This is a genomic window from Amycolatopsis sp. cmx-4-61, from assembly GCF_046548775.1.
In the GTDB taxonomy this organism is placed as follows: Bacteria; Actinomycetota; Actinomycetes; order Mycobacteriales; family Pseudonocardiaceae; genus Amycolatopsis.
Window position 1 is genome coordinate 586,714 of record NZ_JAEBEI010000002.1, and the last position, 14,932, is coordinate 601,645.

At 69.0% G+C, this 14,932-nt stretch carries 17 protein-coding genes and 1 pseudogene; 10 read left to right on the forward strand and 8 right to left on the reverse strand.

The genetic code is table 11. The features are described 5' to 3' along the window. Positions 1–8: 8 nt before the first annotated feature. Positions 9–863 carry an SDR family oxidoreductase gene (locus ACLJOU_RS11200; protein WP_410566142.1) on the reverse strand — a complete coding sequence of 285 codons (855 nt, stop codon included), beginning with the start codon at positions 861–863 and terminating at the stop codon, positions 9–11. 101 nt (positions 864–964) lie between these two features. Between ACLJOU_RS11200 and ACLJOU_RS11205 the strand changes: the two genes are divergently transcribed. Then, complete coding sequence (locus ACLJOU_RS11205) at positions 965–1,855, forward strand: helix-turn-helix transcriptional regulator (protein ID WP_410566145.1); 891 nt, start codon at positions 965–967, stop codon at positions 1,853–1,855. 330 nt (positions 1,856–2,185) lie between these two features. On the opposite strand, the gene ACLJOU_RS11210 is transcribed toward ACLJOU_RS11205, so the two are convergent. Further along, complete coding sequence (locus tag ACLJOU_RS11210; protein ID WP_410566147.1) at positions 2,186–2,602, reverse strand: hypothetical protein; 417 nt, start codon at positions 2,600–2,602, stop codon at positions 2,186–2,188. A gap of 119 nt (positions 2,603–2,721) precedes the next feature. After that, a complete protein-coding gene (locus ACLJOU_RS11215) occupies positions 2,722–3,291 on the reverse strand; it encodes a TetR/AcrR family transcriptional regulator (RefSeq protein WP_410566150.1) in 570 nt (189 codons plus the stop codon). Between the two features lie 78 nt (positions 3,292–3,369). Between ACLJOU_RS11215 and ACLJOU_RS11220 the strand changes: the two genes are divergently transcribed. The 5 genes from ACLJOU_RS11220 (at position 3,370) to ACLJOU_RS11240 (ending at position 6,695) form a co-directional block, all read left to right on the forward strand. Continuing rightward, positions 3,370–3,987, forward strand: coding sequence for an NAD(P)-dependent oxidoreductase (locus ACLJOU_RS11220; RefSeq protein WP_410566152.1), 618 nt, complete (start codon positions 3,370–3,372; stop codon positions 3,985–3,987). Next, positions 3,984–4,562, forward strand: coding sequence for an SDR family NAD(P)-dependent oxidoreductase (locus ACLJOU_RS11225; protein ID WP_410566155.1), 579 nt, complete (start codon positions 3,984–3,986; stop codon positions 4,560–4,562). The genes ACLJOU_RS11220 and ACLJOU_RS11225 overlap by 4 nt, the downstream gene beginning before the upstream one ends. Beyond that, positions 4,559–4,891 (forward strand): hypothetical protein, encoded by a 333-nt coding sequence (locus ACLJOU_RS11230; protein ID WP_410566157.1) that lies wholly within the window; start codon positions 4,559–4,561, stop codon positions 4,889–4,891. The genes ACLJOU_RS11225 and ACLJOU_RS11230 overlap by 4 nt, the downstream gene beginning before the upstream one ends. Positions 4,892–5,427: 536 nt before the next feature. After that, positions 5,428–5,799: a hypothetical protein gene (locus ACLJOU_RS11235; RefSeq protein WP_410566160.1), complete on the forward strand. Its 372-nt coding sequence runs from the start codon at positions 5,428–5,430 to the stop codon at positions 5,797–5,799. A gap of 479 nt (positions 5,800–6,278) precedes the next feature. Next, entirely contained in the window at positions 6,279–6,695 is a 417-nt protein-coding gene (locus tag ACLJOU_RS11240; RefSeq protein WP_410566163.1) for a hypothetical protein, read from the forward strand. A gap of 33 nt (positions 6,696–6,728) precedes the next feature. Here the strand turns inward: ACLJOU_RS11240 and ACLJOU_RS11245 are convergent, their stop codons facing one another. Then, entirely contained in the window at positions 6,729–7,661 is a 933-nt protein-coding gene (locus tag ACLJOU_RS11245) for an anti-sigma factor RsbA family regulatory protein (protein WP_410566166.1), read from the reverse strand. 143 nt (positions 7,662–7,804) lie between these two features. On the opposite strand from ACLJOU_RS11245, the gene ACLJOU_RS11250 reads away from it, so the two are divergent. Continuing rightward, the gene (locus tag ACLJOU_RS11250) at positions 7,805–8,164 is read left to right on the forward strand and encodes a DUF6292 family protein (protein WP_410566169.1); all 360 of its coding nucleotides are present in this window, start codon (positions 7,805–7,807) and stop codon (positions 8,162–8,164) included. A 191-nt stretch (positions 8,165–8,355) separates the two neighbouring features. On the opposite strand, the gene ACLJOU_RS11255 is transcribed toward ACLJOU_RS11250, so the two are convergent. Beyond that, positions 8,356–8,613, reverse strand: a complete 258-nt coding sequence (locus ACLJOU_RS11255) for a hypothetical protein (protein WP_410566172.1) — start codon at positions 8,611–8,613, stop codon at positions 8,356–8,358. An 824-nt stretch (positions 8,614–9,437) separates the two neighbouring features. Here ACLJOU_RS11255 and ACLJOU_RS11260 point away from each other — a divergent pair. Continuing rightward, a complete protein-coding gene (locus tag ACLJOU_RS11260) occupies positions 9,438–9,773 on the forward strand; it encodes a MerR family transcriptional regulator (RefSeq protein WP_410566175.1) in 336 nt (111 codons plus the stop codon). Between the two features lie 49 nt (positions 9,774–9,822). On the opposite strand, the gene ACLJOU_RS11265 is transcribed toward ACLJOU_RS11260, so the two are convergent. Next, entirely contained in the window at positions 9,823–10,920 is a 1,098-nt protein-coding gene (locus ACLJOU_RS11265) for an AI-2E family transporter (RefSeq protein ID WP_410566178.1), read from the reverse strand. Positions 10,921–11,291: 371 nt separating this feature from the next. Here ACLJOU_RS11265 and ACLJOU_RS11270 point away from each other — a divergent pair, with 371 nt between their 5' ends. Together ACLJOU_RS11270 and ACLJOU_RS11275 are read left to right on the forward strand one after the other, a co-directional pair. Continuing rightward, positions 11,292–11,483, forward strand: coding sequence for a hypothetical protein (locus ACLJOU_RS11270; RefSeq protein ID WP_410566181.1), 192 nt, complete (start codon positions 11,292–11,294; stop codon positions 11,481–11,483). A gap of 330 nt (positions 11,484–11,813) precedes the next feature. Continuing rightward, positions 11,814–12,173, forward strand: a complete 360-nt coding sequence (locus ACLJOU_RS11275) for an HPF/RaiA family ribosome-associated protein (RefSeq protein ID WP_410566182.1) — start codon at positions 11,814–11,816, stop codon at positions 12,171–12,173. A 220-nt stretch (positions 12,174–12,393) separates the two neighbouring features. Here ACLJOU_RS11275 and ACLJOU_RS11280 read toward each other — a convergent pair. Continuing rightward, positions 12,394–12,543 (reverse strand): annotated as a pseudogene (locus ACLJOU_RS11280) (ANTAR domain-containing protein); the annotation flags it as partial. A gap of 704 nt (positions 12,544–13,247) precedes the next feature. Next, positions 13,248–14,840, reverse strand: a complete 1,593-nt coding sequence (locus tag ACLJOU_RS11285) for an MFS transporter (RefSeq protein ID WP_410566185.1) — start codon at positions 14,838–14,840, stop codon at positions 13,248–13,250. Between the last annotated feature and the right edge of the window lie 92 nt (positions 14,841–14,932).

Consider the following 14,932-nt stretch of genomic DNA (forward strand, 5'->3'; position numbering starts at 1 on the left):
GTGCGGACTCAGAGCCCCATCGTGTGGCGCACCATCCGGTCGAGCAGACGATCGGAGACCAGGTGCGTCAGCCGGGTCATCACGGCGGCGTCGCGACCGACGGTGTAGCGGGTCCGCGGCCTCCGCTCCCGGATCGCCTTCGAGACGACATCGGCGACGACGCTCGCGTCCAAACCATCGGTACCCCAGGATTCCGTGGTGGCGCGGAAGGCTTTCGTGAGTCCGGCGTAGCGGGCTCGCTGCTCCGTGGTCATGCCCGCGATCAGCCGCACCGCCGTCGCGTTTCCGCGTTCGGTCAGCTTGGTGCGGATCGCACCGGGAATGATCACGGCGACGGCGACACCGAACGGCTCCACCTCGCGACGCAGGGAGTCGCTGATGGCTTCCATGGCGAACTTCGCGCCGGAGTAGGCACCGAAGCCCGGCATGGCGACCTTCCCGCCGGTGGAGCCGATGTTGACGATGCGGCCCTTGCTCCGCAGAAGAGCAGGCATGAGCGCCTGGATGACCGCCACCTGACCGAACACCGAGACCTCGAACTGACGGCGCCACTCGGCCAGCGGCAGTGCCTCGATCGGGGCGTTCACCGCGATCCCGGCGTTGTTGACCACCGCGCGCAGCGGACGGCGGTCCGCGCGGACCCGGTCGGCGAGCGCGGTCACCTGGCTCCCGTCGGTGATGTCGAGCAGCACCGGTTCGATGCGCCCGGCCTTCACCTCCGCGGCGGCCGCCTCGGTCCGGACGCCCGCCAGGACGTGGAAGCCGTCGGCGGCGAGCCGCTGCGCGGTCGCCCGTCCGATGCCGGTGCTTGCGCCCGTGACGACCACGAGCTCGGAGGGCGTGCTGGACTGAGTTGCGTTCATGGGATCACCGTGCGCCGCAGCGCGCGCGAGAAACAGCCACGGCATGTCCTGGTACAGCCAGTACCACCACGAACGAGGTGCGCGGAGCGCACAATGGCAGCATGGACGATCTCGGCCGGGCACTCCGGGCATGGCGTGATCGCCTCGAACCCGCGAGCGTGGGGATACCGCACAGAGCGCCCCGCCGTGCTCCGGGCCTCCGCCGCGAGGAACTGGCCGTCCTCGCCGACATCTCGATCGAGTACGTCGTCCGGCTCGAGCAAGGACGCGCGGCCAAGCCGTCCGCCCAGGTCTGCACCGCGCTGGGCCGGGCGCTGCAGCTGTCGGACGCCGAGCAGGCACACCTCATGCGGCTGGCCGGGCACTCGGCCGACCCGCACCGCGTCCCCCGGCTGATTCCCGGCAGCGTCCGCCGCCTGCTGGAACGGCTGGAGACCCACCCACTCGCCGTGTACGACGCCACTTGGCAGTTGCTGCACTGGAACCCGCTGTTCGCCGCGACTTTCGGGGACCCGACGACGGTGACCGAGGACCACCGCAACCTGCTGCTCATGCAATTCGAGGGCATGCCGAACCCCGCGCAGTTCAGTACTGGGGACCGGGCCGCGTTCGAACGATCCCTCGTGGCGGACCTGCGCGCCACGACCAGCCGGTACCCCGACGACCCGGACGTCGAGGCCCTGATCACCCGGCTGCAGCGGGCACCTCGCTTCCGGGAACTGTGGGCGGCCGCGTCGGTCGCCGAGCACCAGAGCGGCCACAAGCTGATCGAGCACCCCGAAGTCGGCCCGATCGACCTCGACTCCGACGTCCTCACCACCCAGGGCTCGAACCTGCGGGTCGTCGTCTACACGCCCCGGCCGGGCACCGACGCCCGGGACAAGCTCGACCTCCTGGCCGCGACGGGCACCCAGCGAATGGCCTCCGACCGCAGTTGGCCCCAGGGCAGCCACGGCGGTGAAGACCCAAGCAGTGCCGTGAACAGGCAATAGCGCCGTGACCTGCAACAATACAACTGCCGAAGGTCGTATCGGTCGCGGATCGGAACCGCATTCAGCTGATGCATAGTTCGCCGTACCCGGCGCCCGGCGCCCGGCCGCGGACGGGGCGGGTCCGGGTACCGTGTCGCACGCCGGGTCGGTGTTCCTGATACGCACCGCCGAGGCGGTGGACCTGTCCAGAGGGTTGGCGCGGTCACGCAAGCCCGTGGCCAAGCAAGATCGCGAAGGCCGCCGCAAGGTCTGGTTCCGCTTCAAGCGAGGTCGAACAGGTAATCGAGGAAGCCAAACCGTCCGTTCATGCCGCGCAGCGCGGACTCCGGATCAGTCGTAGTAGTTGAAGAGAATCTCGCCCAAAGCGGCCGGAGCCCAGTACTTCAGGTCGGCGGGGTGGTACCCGGGCCACGTCCGCGCGTCGAACGGTCCGGCCAGGTCGGCCGGGGTCAGCACCTGGAACGCCGGGAATTCCGCCAGCACGGCGACCAGCTCGGGAGCTTCGACGAACGTCAGCGGTCCCGCGCCGACCGCCGACCCGTCGATTGCCCGTGGCTCGGCGACCGCCACGACCGGCTCGGTCCGATCCCTGGTGCAGACGATCGACAGGCGGTGGCCGCCGTACTCGAGGACGCCCTGGTGGAAGTTCGGCGTGACACCGTCGGCGATCCGGAACTCGACGATCCGGCCGCCGGTGCGCCGGGCCGCTTCGTGGCACGCTCGACGGAACTCGCGGAGGCTGGTCATCGCGCGACCGTACCGACCCAACGCGGGTCCACGTGACGAATTTCTCCGCCGTCGGCACCGAGGTGCCGCGACGCACGCTCATGCCGAGGTGGGGGTGTTGAGTCGTTCCGGGCGGTTCGCTAGTCGGTGGACCAGGTGCCCAAGGCGGCGATGGCGGCTTCGATGAGGGCGGAGTCGGTCGGAGCGCGCTCGATGGTGCTGCGGTAGTACATCGGCCCGATGGTCATGGCGGCGGCGTTTCGGCTGGTGAGGGTGAGGGTGATCTCGCCGCGCGCTTCGGCGTCGTCGAGGGCGGCGGCGAGTCGGTCGGCGAGGATGCCGGCGAACTGCGCGCGGCGGGTGTCCATGTTCTCGTCCCACAGGGCGGTGTTCGCCAGGGTCGTGGACACGGCGCGGACGTCGTCGAGCTCGAGCTGACGGGCGATCGCGGTCAGTTCTCGCCGTAGCCACTCCCGGGTGGGAGTGGTGGGTTTGTCGAGGAACGGCATCGGGACGGTGGCCATAGCCTGGAGGAGGAGGGGTTCGACCTGGGGCCAGTGGCGATAGACGGTCGCGCGTCCCACTCCCGCGCGGTCGGCGACCTGCACATGCGTCACCGCGGTCGGGCCGCTTTCCAGCAGCAGCTCGCGGGCGGCGTTCAGGATCGCTTCGCGGCTTCGCAAGAAGCGGGGGTCTGTCTCGCTGGTCACGAACCAATCCTATGAGACAACTTGACTCGCAGCGTGCCGAGTGGGCACCATGGCGATATGAGACATTTTGTATCACAGATGACTGTGGCGGTCCTCGGGGCGACCGGCGCCACCGGGCGTCACGTGGTGTCCACGGCGCTTGAGCGCGGGCACCGCGTGGTCGCGCTGGTTCACCGGGCGGGAAACTTCGCGCCACGGGAAGGGCCTGACGAAGTGACTTGGCCCGACGTCACCGACGTCTCGGCCCTCACACGTGCCCTGCCAGGCACAAGCGTGGTGATCAGCGCGCTGGGCGGAGCCACCGAGGGGCCGACGACGGTCTGCACCGAGGGCATTCGCTCCGCGGTGACCGCTATGAAGGCGGCCGGGGTCGCCCGCCTGATCGCCGTCAGCGCGCACGGCGTGCTGGAGACGCACGACAAGTCGCTGTACTCCTTGGCGGTGTGGGGGAATGTGGCCGAGCGGATGCGCGACAAGGAAACGATGGAGCCGCTCATCACCGCGTCCGGTCTGAACTGGACGATTGTGCGGCCGCCGAAGCTGTCGGACCACGACGCGATCGGGAAGTACACGGCCGGAACCGACCTGCGCATCCGGCTGTGGAGTTCCATCGGACGCGCCGATCTCGCCGCGTTCCTGCTCGACGAGGCCGAAACCCCGCGGTACGTCCACGCCCACCCGCGGATCACCCGGTGAACGCCGCCATCCCCGACCTGACGCGGAAGGTCGCCGTTGTCACCGGCGCGACCGGCGGCATGGGCCAGGTCATCGCCGCTGACCTCGTCCACGCAGGTGCGCACGTGATCACCATCGCCCGCAACCCCGCTCGTGCGGACGCCCTGCGCGCACACATCGGCCCGCAGGCTGCGAACCGGCTCGAGGTCATCCCCGGAGACCTCTCCCGGCGCGCGGGCGTCATCGCCGCAGCGAAAACCATCCAGAACCGTCACAACCAGGTACACATCCTCATCAACAACGCCGGCGCGCACTTCTCCGAACACCGCGTCTCGGCCGACGGCGTCGAGATGCACATCGCCCTCGACTACCTCGCCGCCTACGGCCTCATCACCCTGCTGGACGAGCCGCTGCGACGCGGCCAGGCCCGCGTGGTGAACGTCGCCAGCGACACCCTCAACGACACCCGGCAGACAAGCTCGCAGGCAAACCCCGTCCAGCAACCCTCAAGTTGGCCGGCATCGACGACCTCACAGAACTCAATCCCGCTGCCGGGTTCGCGCCATTCGAGGCCTACGCACGCGCCAAGCTCATGACGGTCACCGCCGGCTACGCCCTCGCCCGCCCCCTCGCCGCCGACGGAGTGACCGTCAACGCCCTGCACCCAGGAATAGTCGCCACCTACATCATCGACGACCTCGTGCCCCCACTGCTACGCCCCATGCGCACACTGATCCGCCGAAGCCTGCTCACCCCCGCCGAAGGAGCGGCAAGCGCGACACGCATCGCAACCGACCCAGCGATGACCGGTATCACTGGCCGCTACTTCAACCGCGACACGCAATCAAGCACTCCACCGGTATCCCACGACCCCATCACCCAGCAGAGACTCCTCGCACTAAGCCGGACTCATTTCGCCGGCTGACAATCGCCCGGCAAGCTGTCAGCCGATCTTGGATTTGGCGCCACCAGGCCACGTAGATCAACGAAACTCCGGCAGTCCCCACCTCCGGAACGCCGAGCCGGACGCGCCGCACACATCCACAGCCGCGACATCGCCGACGTCCCCCTGCAGTCGCCACCGCCCTCACCCGAGGCCGCCGGCGAACCCACCCTCGTACGGCCGACCTGAACGACCAACACACTCTTCTGCCGATGAGCGGACGTTCTGGTGAAGAGCCTTGGGCACGACGTGCACGCCTGGACTTGACCGTGTCCTTGCATGTCTGTGTCGTCGGCGGCTGCTTCGGAGGGTGTTCACCGTGCGGGCATCGGCCGGAAGTACTCGATGCGTCGCGCGACGGGAGACAGGATTCGCAGGATCGCGGACATGCCGGAACCAACCGGGCCGAAACCGATCCAGACTTCACAGCACGGGGGGCCGGGAGCGGACAGTGCTGAAACGCTTTCGCTCCAAGGGTTCCTCCGCAGGGAATCGGTGGAATCGAAGGGTGAAATCTCATGCTCCTCAAGAAGACAGCGATCGTGCTCGGCGTGGCGTTGGCCGGCTTGCTGGGAACGACGGTGACCGCAGACGCGAGTCCCTCGTCCGCCGCGGCGCCGTGTCGGCAACCGGTGGCATCCGTGTCGGTTCACGGACGCGTGATCAAACTTTGGCTGTGCGACAACGGGTGGCACGGGCAGATCACGAACGGCGCTACCGGCGACCCGGTGTGGCTGGACAGCGCGCACGGCACCGTGACCGGCTCCCGTAAAATCCCGTCCGGCGCCACGTCGGCGAACACGGGCACGGTGAACCAGCATGGCGGGCCGTGGCGGGCCTGCGGGCGCGCCTTCAACGCCCCTGAGATTGCCTGCACCGCGCGCAACTGATCGGTGCCGCGGGCCCGCGGGCCACCGGGTTCGTGGCCGTCACAGGGGGAACACCGCCGGGCCGGTCGGTCCGGCGGTGTTCCTGCGGGCGACGCTCGGGTGGGGGTTTGTGCACGGCCAGCCGGGTGAAGACGCGGCGCCGAGACTGCCCGGCGGAGGCGGCGGGCCGTCCGGAAGGTCCGGACGGATCACCTGACGAAACGAACGTCCGCCGCGGGTGTGTAGCCGAAGGTGCCACTGCTCAAGTACACCCTGAACCAGCCGTTGGCAGCCAGGCACGAGGCCGGTCGGGTCATGTGCCGGCCCGTGGTCTTGGTTCGCACGACCGCTGGTTCAGAGGGCCGCCTCCTGTCTGCTGGCGGTGTTGATGCGGCGAGCGCTCGTAGCCGTTCGCAGGTGAAGTGCAGGTGCGGCGGCCTTTCAGCTTCAGGATGGGTCTCGCCTGGCCCGCGTGATCAGATGGGACCGAGAACAAGAGCATGGGATATCAGCTGCAGGGAGCCATCGCCATCGAGACTGCCCTCCGGGAGTTGGCGGGCACGGCGGAGGACGCATGCATTGTTCCGCTCACCCAGCACCTCTGTTTACTACCGATGACCGACGCCTTGTTCGACGCGGTCACCGTCGCCGGAGCGGCCAAGCTCGACGGGTTCCGGAAAGCGCCCGCCGGGTTCGGCCACGCCTCGGCCGCGTGTTCGACAAGCGGTCCCGCCGCCTACGTCGAGGCTGACTACTTCGTTGGGACCGGAACCCAGTCCGCACAGGTATGGGGCGGCGGTCAGATAGTGCTCGGCCCGCTGCTCCCCTTTATGTCAAGGGGTGGCCTTGGCGGGGGTGGGCTGGCCGCGGCAGGTTCGGGTTGCGGCTTGTCCGAAGGGCCGGTGCCGCGTCGGTGACCAGGCACGGAGGCCGGGCCGAAATCACACCCGTCACCCGAGCTCGAAGCGGACTTCGACGGTGGTGGCGGAGGGCGTGGTGTGCACGCGGACCAGGTCGGCGAGGTGGTTGACCAAGAGCAGCCCGCGGCCTCGCGTCTGGCCGGGCACTTCCGGCCGGCGCCCCGCGAGCGGGTCCGCGATGTGCCCCCGATCGCGGACCTGGCAGACCAGCCGATCTCCGTCCCGACCCAGCAGAACCGTCGCGTCACTGCGCGCGTGCTCGACACTGTTGGACGCCAGTTCCGTCACAGCGAGCACGACGTCGTCGGCGCGGTCGTCGGCCAGTCCGGCGCGGACAGCCGCCTCCGCGACGAACTTCCGCAGCCCACGCAGCCCGTTCGGGTCGACCACCAGCATGGCGGCGTCCGCCGGCTCCGGAAGTTCGCGGTTGTAGCCGGCGACGACGTCGTCGGGCGAGTACGCGCCGCTCGCTCGCCACTCCCCCGCGCCGTCCACCAGCCACGGATGCGTCCGGACCGCGTCCGCCAACGCGACCGGCCCCAGTGACGCCGTGTCATAGGGGCACAAGATCGTCGCCCACCGGCCGGCGAAGGCGAGGTTGATCAGAGCCTCGTGCTGCACGCACGCCGGGTACTCCGCCTCGGACCGCCCCGCCCAGATCGGCTCACCGATGATCCGCACGTGAACGCCGGAATGCACGTCGGCGAAAGCCCGCAGGACACCCGGGATGATCCGGCCCGGATTTCGCCCCACCTCGGTCATGTCCAGCAAGTGCACCCGGTCGGCATCGGCCCCGAGCTCACGTCGCAGCAGCTCGAGGTTGGCCGGCGGCACCGCCACGGCCACCGGCTCCCCTGCCTCCAGCGCCCCGATGACGAACGGCACCGTACCGGCGAGGTACTCCGCCGGTGTGCTGTAGAACAACGCCGGGTGCACGAAGGTGCACTCGGCTGACACCGGCATCAGAGACGCGACTTAGTCGGCGCACGACCCGCGAACAGCATGGACATGGGCCGACCATACGCCCCCGGCGAACCGGGTGGTCTCGCGCACGCGGCGGCTGACGACCCGACACCCGAACCCTCGAACGCGGCCTGGGCGAGTACGTGCGCGCGGTCGCGGCCGGTGTTCCAGATGAGAGCACCACCGTGGAGATCAGCGACACCGCCACCGCCTACCTCGGACTGCCCCGGCGTTGGCTCGACCGGCCCGACCACGACGTCATGCTGGTGTGGAGCGAACGGCGAGGGTGGTCACTCGTCGTGGAAACCGAACCGACCGAAGACCCGGTCGTCATCGCACGCCACGGCGGCCACGACCTCGTGCCGAGCCCGGGCGCGGTCGCACGGTTCGTCGCCGACGCCGCTGCCGGAAACCACGCCGGCGAGAAGAAGCCCGCCCCGGGGACCGCGGCGACCCGCAAGTCGCTGGCCGAGCGGTTGCGGCCCTACCTTCACCCCCGGTGACCAGAAACCCTGACGGGCCGTGATCGACAGCGGGCACCCCGGCGTGGCGATGCCTCGACGTGAGCAGCCGCCCTACCGGACAGCCGCGGCAGGAACCTCGCCACGACCGGCGGATCACCAATCCCGCGGAGCTGGCGCTCCGGCGATCCCCGCTCCGAGCAGGCCGACCTCCCGGCGACCCTGTCGAGGGTCTAACCCCAGGCGCCGAGGCGGCTGTAAATCCGGCTGGCCATCGTCGCGGCGAGCTGGTGCAGCTTGTCCGTGGGGTCGAGCTGGGCGTACTGACCCAGCAGTTCGGCCACGGCGTAAGCCTCTGCGCCCGACAACACGGTGATGCAGCGTTCCCGGCGGCCCCGATCGATCAACCGGGTGAGGGCGTCGGCGTAGTCCCCGCGGTTGCGCACCGCGGCGAGCTCGAGCGGCTCCTGCCCGGCGAGCTGGTCAGTCAACGCACTGTCCTCCCCTGTTCGTGCGCCGCGGGTCTCGGCGCGGGCGCTCACCTGCGGCTCCGCGGAAGTGAGGTCCCCCGATCGGGTCGTGCAGTAAATCTATGGCGGCTGGGTTAGACATTCGACGCTGAGTGTGTGTAGGGTCTTCCCCGTACCGAGAGAGACAACGTCAAGCAGGCGCGGGAGAGGACGTAACTACCCGCGAAGTGAGACAAGCGGTCAGGCAGGACGGGGCCAATCAGTGAACAGGTCTCGGCTGGTGACCGGAGCAGTGCCCGGGACCGGGTTGTGAAGATGAAGTCAGAGGTAGCGGTCCCGGTGAAGTAGTGCACGACGTGGGCGGATTCGAGTGCCTGCGAAGCAAGTCAGTACGCAATAGCCGGTTAGTCCGCAGTACCAGCAATACATGTAGTTGCTAGATCGCAGTGTGCAGTGAAGCCAGGTGGCCGGGACCGATCAAGGTAAGGGGTTCCGGGCAGTGGCCCGCGGTGTTACGCGTGCTGGGGCCGATCAGTGGAAGGGCTCCAGCCGGTGATGATCGCACGAGCAGTACGCAGCAAGAGAGAAACACAGAAGAGAAGGGAAAGGGCACATCATTGGATCGCCCGCGGCGGCCGGGCAGTAAAGCCGCGCGGGTACCGCAGTCCCATCGGATTGGCAGGTGGTTCTCGGTTACGAGTCAGCGATCCCCGCGTCATCGGCCTTCCGGCCGGACGCGAGTACAGGAAGCCGGCGGTCGCGCCGGTTGACAATGGTGAAACCCAACCCCTGGGACCCCGGGTGCCGTGCGCGGCACCCGGGGTCCCTTGTGATGTGGAGGTGGCATGATCCCTGACCAATACGACCCGGCCGCACCGAGAACGGCCGACAAGTTCGACGACGAGAACTATCCCGGCTACACCATGGGACGGGCGGCCGAAATGCTCGGCACCACCCAGAACTTCCTGCGCAGCCTCGACGAAGCCGGCCTGATCCAGCCCCAGCGCTCCGCCGGCGGGCACCGCCGCTACTCCCGCCACCAGCTGCGCGTCGCCGCACGGGTACGGCATCTCGTCGACGGGGGCACGGCCATCGACGCCGCCTGCCGCATCATCTCCCTCGAAGACCAGCTCCACGAAGCCCAACGACGCAACACCAGTCCCCAACCCGCCGACAGCTGAGCCGCGAGGTGTGCCGCCGAAGCGCCCCGCGGTGGTGCACCTCGATCGCTCAATCCGGATCCGGCCGGGCGGTCAAGCTCCGCACACCGGAGCTGAAGACGGCGAGCAGGGGCACCGCGAGCAGGGCGCCGACGATGCCCGCGACGACGAGCCCGGCGGCGAGGGCGAGGACGACGGCCAGCGGATGCAGCCGCACCGCCCGCCCGAGCAACAGTGGCTGCAGGACGTGGCTTTCGAGTTGCATGACGCCGACCACGACGGCGAGCACGATGACGGCCGACAACGCGCCCTTGGTCACCAGGGCCACGAGGACGGCGACCGCGCCGGCGATCACCGAGCCGATGACCGGGACGAACGCGCCGAGAAAGACCAAGGTGCTCAACGGAGCCGCCAGCGGGACCCCGATGATCACCAGCCCGAGGCCGATACCGGCGGCGTCGACGAACGCCACGGCGGCGGTGCCGCGGATGTAGTGCGCCAGGGTGGTGAACCCGCTGCGCCCGGCCACGTCGACTCGATCGCGCAGGCGTGCCGGCACGGCCCGCAGCACGAACACCCAGATCACCCGCCCCTGCGCGAGGAAGAAGATCAGGCAGAACACCACCAGCACGAACTCGGCGAGCAGCTCGCCCACGGTCACCGCCGTGGTGAGCGCCCCGGAGGCGATGACCGACTTGTTCCGGCCGAGCATGGCGGTCAGGTTGCCGAGCATCTCGTCGAGCTGGCCCTGGCTCAGGTGCAACGGCCCGGCGCGCAGCCAGGTGTGCAGATCCGTCACGCTCACGGTGACCTGATCGATCAGCCCGGGCATGCCCGCGGTGACGGCGATGACCACGAACGTGACGACGCCGCCGGCCAGCGCGATGCCCACGACGAGCACGATCGCGGTGGCGAGCCCGCGGGGAACCTTCTTGCGCGTCAATAAGGAAACCGCAGGCGAGAACAGACCGGCCAGCAACAGGGCCACGGCGACGGGGACCACAACGGAGGCCAGCTTGACGGCCAGGAATCCCACGACGGTCAGGGCACCCGCGATGACCAGCGCGCGCCAGGAGACGGCGGCCGCGACCCGGAGTCCGAAGGGAACCGCGGACAGGACCTCCTCCGATGATTCCCTCTCCCGGCTCACCGGCTGATCGGCTGTCATGTGCGTCGGCCTTTCCGTGATGTCGCTGCTCGTCCCGGCAAGGACGTGGCCTGCTCCAGCCTGCCCGGGACGTCGCGCCGTCGGACGGACGGGGATTCCCGGCCGACGGCCCGGCTAACCGGTCTCGGCCGGCGCCGGTCCGAGGCCCTCGGGACGGATACCTGGCAAAGTCCGGCCTATGACCGGGGCACCACAGCCGGAGCGGCGGCACGGCGGCCTCCAGATGCCCCCAGCACCAGCGGGTGCCGTCCGGACGGGCGGCCTCGTGCGGGTATCCGGCCAACCACCGCCGGTCTCTTCCTTGTTCCGCGGGGCTTGGTGATCACGTAGTGTGCTATCGCCCATGCACGCCTCGTCGAACGGGAGACGCCATGCAGTTTGCCAGCGAAGAGCGACAGGGACCCCGGCAAGTCAAGGTCCTCGACCGGGAAGATGTCGGCTTGGTCGTCGACGAAGGCAAAAGTTTCGGCTCCGGCAACGCCCACGTCTACTGTGTCGGCATCCATTTCCCGGCCACCGGGGAAGTGAAGTTCTACGACAAGAGCAAGGTCACGACGGTCTGACGTCGCGAAATCAAAGCGACGCCGCTACCCCACGATTCGGTCTACCCACCAGCGAACCGGCTCGCCAAGCGGCTGAGCTCGCCGGTGTCGACCACGGCGGCTTCGGCCGTGCGGACCTGGCGTCGGCCGCGGAACGTGACAGGCTGCCGGAGCATGTCGCCCGGCGCCCCCGGCCCCGGGCAAGTAGGCTCACCGGAACAACGCCCGGTTGATCGACGTCGCCCGCGCATCCTCGCCGACAAACTTTCCCGTCGTCCTGGCCAGCGTAGTCACGCCCCGAACCGCTGAACTTCAGCGGCGAGCTGGACCGGCCTTCGAAGGGAACACCGCATGCAGATCCAGATCAGCACGGACAAGAACGTCCACGGCAGCGAGGAACTGATCCAGCGGCTCGAGGCCGAACTCCAGTCGACGCTGTCGCGGTTCAGCGGCCACATCACCCGCCTGGAAGTCCACCTGAGTGACGAAGTATCGACGGGCGCGGCGAGCGTGGACCGGCGGTGCGTGATCGAGGCGCGCCCGGAAGGCAGGCCGACGGTCGCGGTCACCCACCACGCGGGCTCGGTGGACGAGGCGTGCCACGGCGCCATCCGCAAGCTCGAAAGCGTGCTCGACACCCAGTCCGGACGGGCGGACCACCGCAAAGGCGGGGAGTCCATCCGGCACATGACGGAAGACGGCCCGAGATGAGGCGTGCCGGTTCCGGCCGGCAGGGAGAGGTCAGGGTTCGATTCCCTTGAGCTCCGCATCGGCGCGCCGCAGAACTCGGCGAGGCGTCGGACACGACGATGGCGCACTCGCGCCCCACCCGGACTCCACAGTGTTCTGTCCGAAAGTTCTGTCCGAAAAGGTCAGAACACTGTGGACCGGGGAGAGCTGGTGTCGTGGCGCCGTGTGGTTTCGCGGGGCTTCAGCCGGCGGCCAGGTCGAGTTCGGTGTGCCGGGAGGCCGGGGTCCGGGTGAGTTCGGCCGGCTTGGCGTTGAGGTTCTGCGATGTGCGCCGCAGGATGTCGAACGCTTCGTCCGCGGACACGCCCCGGCGCGCCATGATGATGCTTTGGCCTGGCCTTCGTTGATGAGATTCACGAAAGCGCGGTCGAGGACCAACATTTCGTCGAACTGTTCCGTCCACGCCGTCCCGAACTGCTCGTAAGCCGCCTTGAGGGCGCCGGTCTCGCCTTCGTGTCCGCCTTTGAACGTGTCGCTGAGACCGGGCCCCAAGCTGTTCAGAGTGTCGACCTTGCGCTGGAAGTAGTCCCGTGCCTCGATCAGCATCTGCCGAATTTGGTCCAGGCGGGGTACGTGCGAGTTCGTCTCAGCTCCTCCCCTGGCTTACGAGCGTTCGTGCGCTGTTGGAGGCAGCGCATCCCATGACGGAGACCGCCCGCGGCAATCTCGCCGCCGCTCGCCGCGGTGATGAGGCTTAGACAGGACGCGCAGCATTCTCAGCGGTATCCGACGTGACCGGCATCGTCACCGACACCGAGGGGATTTTCCGCCTGCTCCACGCGCACGGCGCGCTCGCGTTCTGGGGCTGCGCAGGCGCCCACGGCGGCGTCCGGATGTACCACAGTCACCAGTCCTTTATGCTCGGAACGCATCCTGGCCGAGGTCCTCACTGGCCGGGGTCGTGTGCGGCCGGGCTGGGGGCGGATCAGCTTCAGCTACGCGATGACCGACACCGAAGTCGGCTACGTGATCGAGGCTGTCCACCAATGAGGGGCAGCGTCGAGTGCTTCCGGCTGTGAACCGGCTCTTGTGCGCTCAGCCAGCCGCGACAGCCTCAGCGGGGTCCGTCTCGTCCGCGACCGTGGAGGAGGTGTCCTTGGGACCGCGGAGGGCGATGTAGACGAACAGGACGCCCATGATGGCGGCGCCTGCCCACATGGCCTGCTGCCAGCCGTCGATGAAGGACTGGTGGGCTGCGTGGAGCAGGTTCGGTGCGTGCGGGCCGGTGCTGCCCGCCGCCTCGACGGCGTTGGCGACGCCTTCCCGGGCGGTGTCCGCGGCTCCCTGGGGGATGCCGTGCAGCCGGTCGTCGATGGCACTGCGGTAGCCGGCGGACACGAGTGCGCCGAGCAGAGCGACGCCGAGTGCGGTGCCGAATTCGCGGGTGACGTCGTTCAACGCGGAAGCGACACCCTGCTTCTCGCGCGGCAGGGAGGCGGTGATGGCCTCCGTGGACGGGGTCATCGACAGACCCATGCCGACGCCCATGGCGAGCAGGCCGGGCAGGACGCAGAGGTAGCCGCCGCTGACGGAGACGAACAGGGCCAGGAGCACCATGCCGATGCCGGCCAGTGCGATGCCCACCGCCATGGTCGAGCGCGCGCCGATACCCGCGGCCAGCTTGGTGGCCAGGCCGGAGGCCAGCATCATCGCGACGGCCATGGGCATCATCGCGACCGTGGACAGCAGGCCCGACCAGCCGAGCACGGCCTGGAAGAACGGGAAGAGGACCACGCCGATGCCCGCCTGAACACCGAAAACCACCAGCAGCGTCAGCGAGCCGCCCGACAGGCCGCGCTCCCGGAACAGGCGCACGTCCAGCAGCGAGGCGTCGCGGCGGTGCAGCTCCCAGGCCACGAAGCCGATGGCGGCGGCGAGGCCGACGGTCAGGCTGAGCAGGGTCGCGGGCGCGGTCCAGCCGCGCTCGGGGCCTTCCTGCAGGACGAAGATGAGACCGGTCACGGCGATCACGGAGACCAGCGCGCCGACGGTGTCGAATCGGCGGGCCGAAATCTCGCGGGAGTCGGGAACCGACTTCAGCGTCATGGCCAGTGCCACCAGGATCAGGACCACCGGCAGGGTGAACAGCCAGCGCCAGTCGGCGACGTCGACGAGGAGCGCGGCGAGGAACATGCCCAGGATGCCGCTGCCTCCGGCGACGCCGGTCCACACGCCGATCGCCTTGCCGCGCCGCTCTTCGGGGAAGGTCGAGGTGATGACGGCCAGCGTGATCGGCATGATCATCGCGGCGCCGATACCGCCGACCACGCGCGCGGCGAGCATCACCTCCGCTGTCGGAGCCAGGGCGGCGACCACGGTGGCGACGCCGAACACGCCGAGTCCGGCGACGAGCATGGGCTTGCGGCCCAGGCGGTCACCCAGGGCGCCGAGCGGCAACAGCAGCGCCGCCAGAGCAAGGGTGTAGACGTTGATGATCCACAGGACCGTGCTCTGGGAAGCGCCGAAGTCCACGGCCATGTGGGTCTGCGCGACGTTCAGCCCGGTCACCGAGGCGATGACCGCCATCAGGGCGATCGAGACGGTGATCAGGATCGAGCGCAGCTGACGCCCGTCAGGGGCACTCTCGCCGTCGGCCCGAGTGGCCTGTACAGGCTGGTTCGTGCTCATGGGTTCCTCTCGAAATGGGTATGCCGAGTCAGGGCCGGAGCCGGGCCGATCGCCGGGTGAAGGGGGATCGGGGCCGGGCCGTCGCACGGATC

What these genes read in the sequence shown, in the direction of transcription:
- ACLJOU_RS11200 (WP_410566142.1), bottom strand. Translation starts at nt 863, where the DNA reads ATGAACGCAACTCAGTCCAGCACGCCCTCCGAGCTCGTGGTCGTCACG.
- ACLJOU_RS11205 (WP_410566145.1), top strand. Translation starts at nt 965, where the DNA reads ATGGACGATCTCGGCCGGGCACTCCGGGCATGGCGTGATCGCCTCGAA.
- ACLJOU_RS11210 (WP_410566147.1), bottom strand. Translation starts at nt 2,602, where the DNA reads ATGACCAGCCTCCGCGAGTTCCGTCGAGCGTGCCACGAAGCGGCCCGG.
- ACLJOU_RS11220 (WP_410566152.1), top strand. Translation starts at nt 3,370, where the DNA reads ATGACTGTGGCGGTCCTCGGGGCGACCGGCGCCACCGGGCGTCACGTG.
- ACLJOU_RS11230 (WP_410566157.1), top strand. Translation starts at nt 4,559, where the DNA reads ATGACGGTCACCGCCGGCTACGCCCTCGCCCGCCCCCTCGCCGCCGAC.
- ACLJOU_RS11235 (WP_410566160.1), top strand. Translation starts at nt 5,428, where the DNA reads ATGCTCCTCAAGAAGACAGCGATCGTGCTCGGCGTGGCGTTGGCCGGC.
- ACLJOU_RS11240 (WP_410566163.1), top strand. Translation starts at nt 6,279, where the DNA reads ATGGGATATCAGCTGCAGGGAGCCATCGCCATCGAGACTGCCCTCCGG.
- ACLJOU_RS11245 (WP_410566166.1), bottom strand. Translation starts at nt 7,661, where the DNA reads ATGCCGGTGTCAGCCGAGTGCACCTTCGTGCACCCGGCGTTGTTCTAC.
- ACLJOU_RS11260 (WP_410566175.1), top strand. Translation starts at nt 9,438, where the DNA reads ATGATCCCTGACCAATACGACCCGGCCGCACCGAGAACGGCCGACAAG.
- ACLJOU_RS11265 (WP_410566178.1), bottom strand. Translation starts at nt 10,920, where the DNA reads ATGACAGCCGATCAGCCGGTGAGCCGGGAGAGGGAATCATCGGAGGAG.
- ACLJOU_RS11270 (WP_410566181.1), top strand. Translation starts at nt 11,292, where the DNA reads ATGCAGTTTGCCAGCGAAGAGCGACAGGGACCCCGGCAAGTCAAGGTC.
- ACLJOU_RS11275 (WP_410566182.1), top strand. Translation starts at nt 11,814, where the DNA reads ATGCAGATCCAGATCAGCACGGACAAGAACGTCCACGGCAGCGAGGAA.
- ACLJOU_RS11285 (WP_410566185.1), bottom strand. Translation starts at nt 14,840, where the DNA reads ATGAGCACGAACCAGCCTGTACAGGCCACTCGGGCCGACGGCGAGAGT.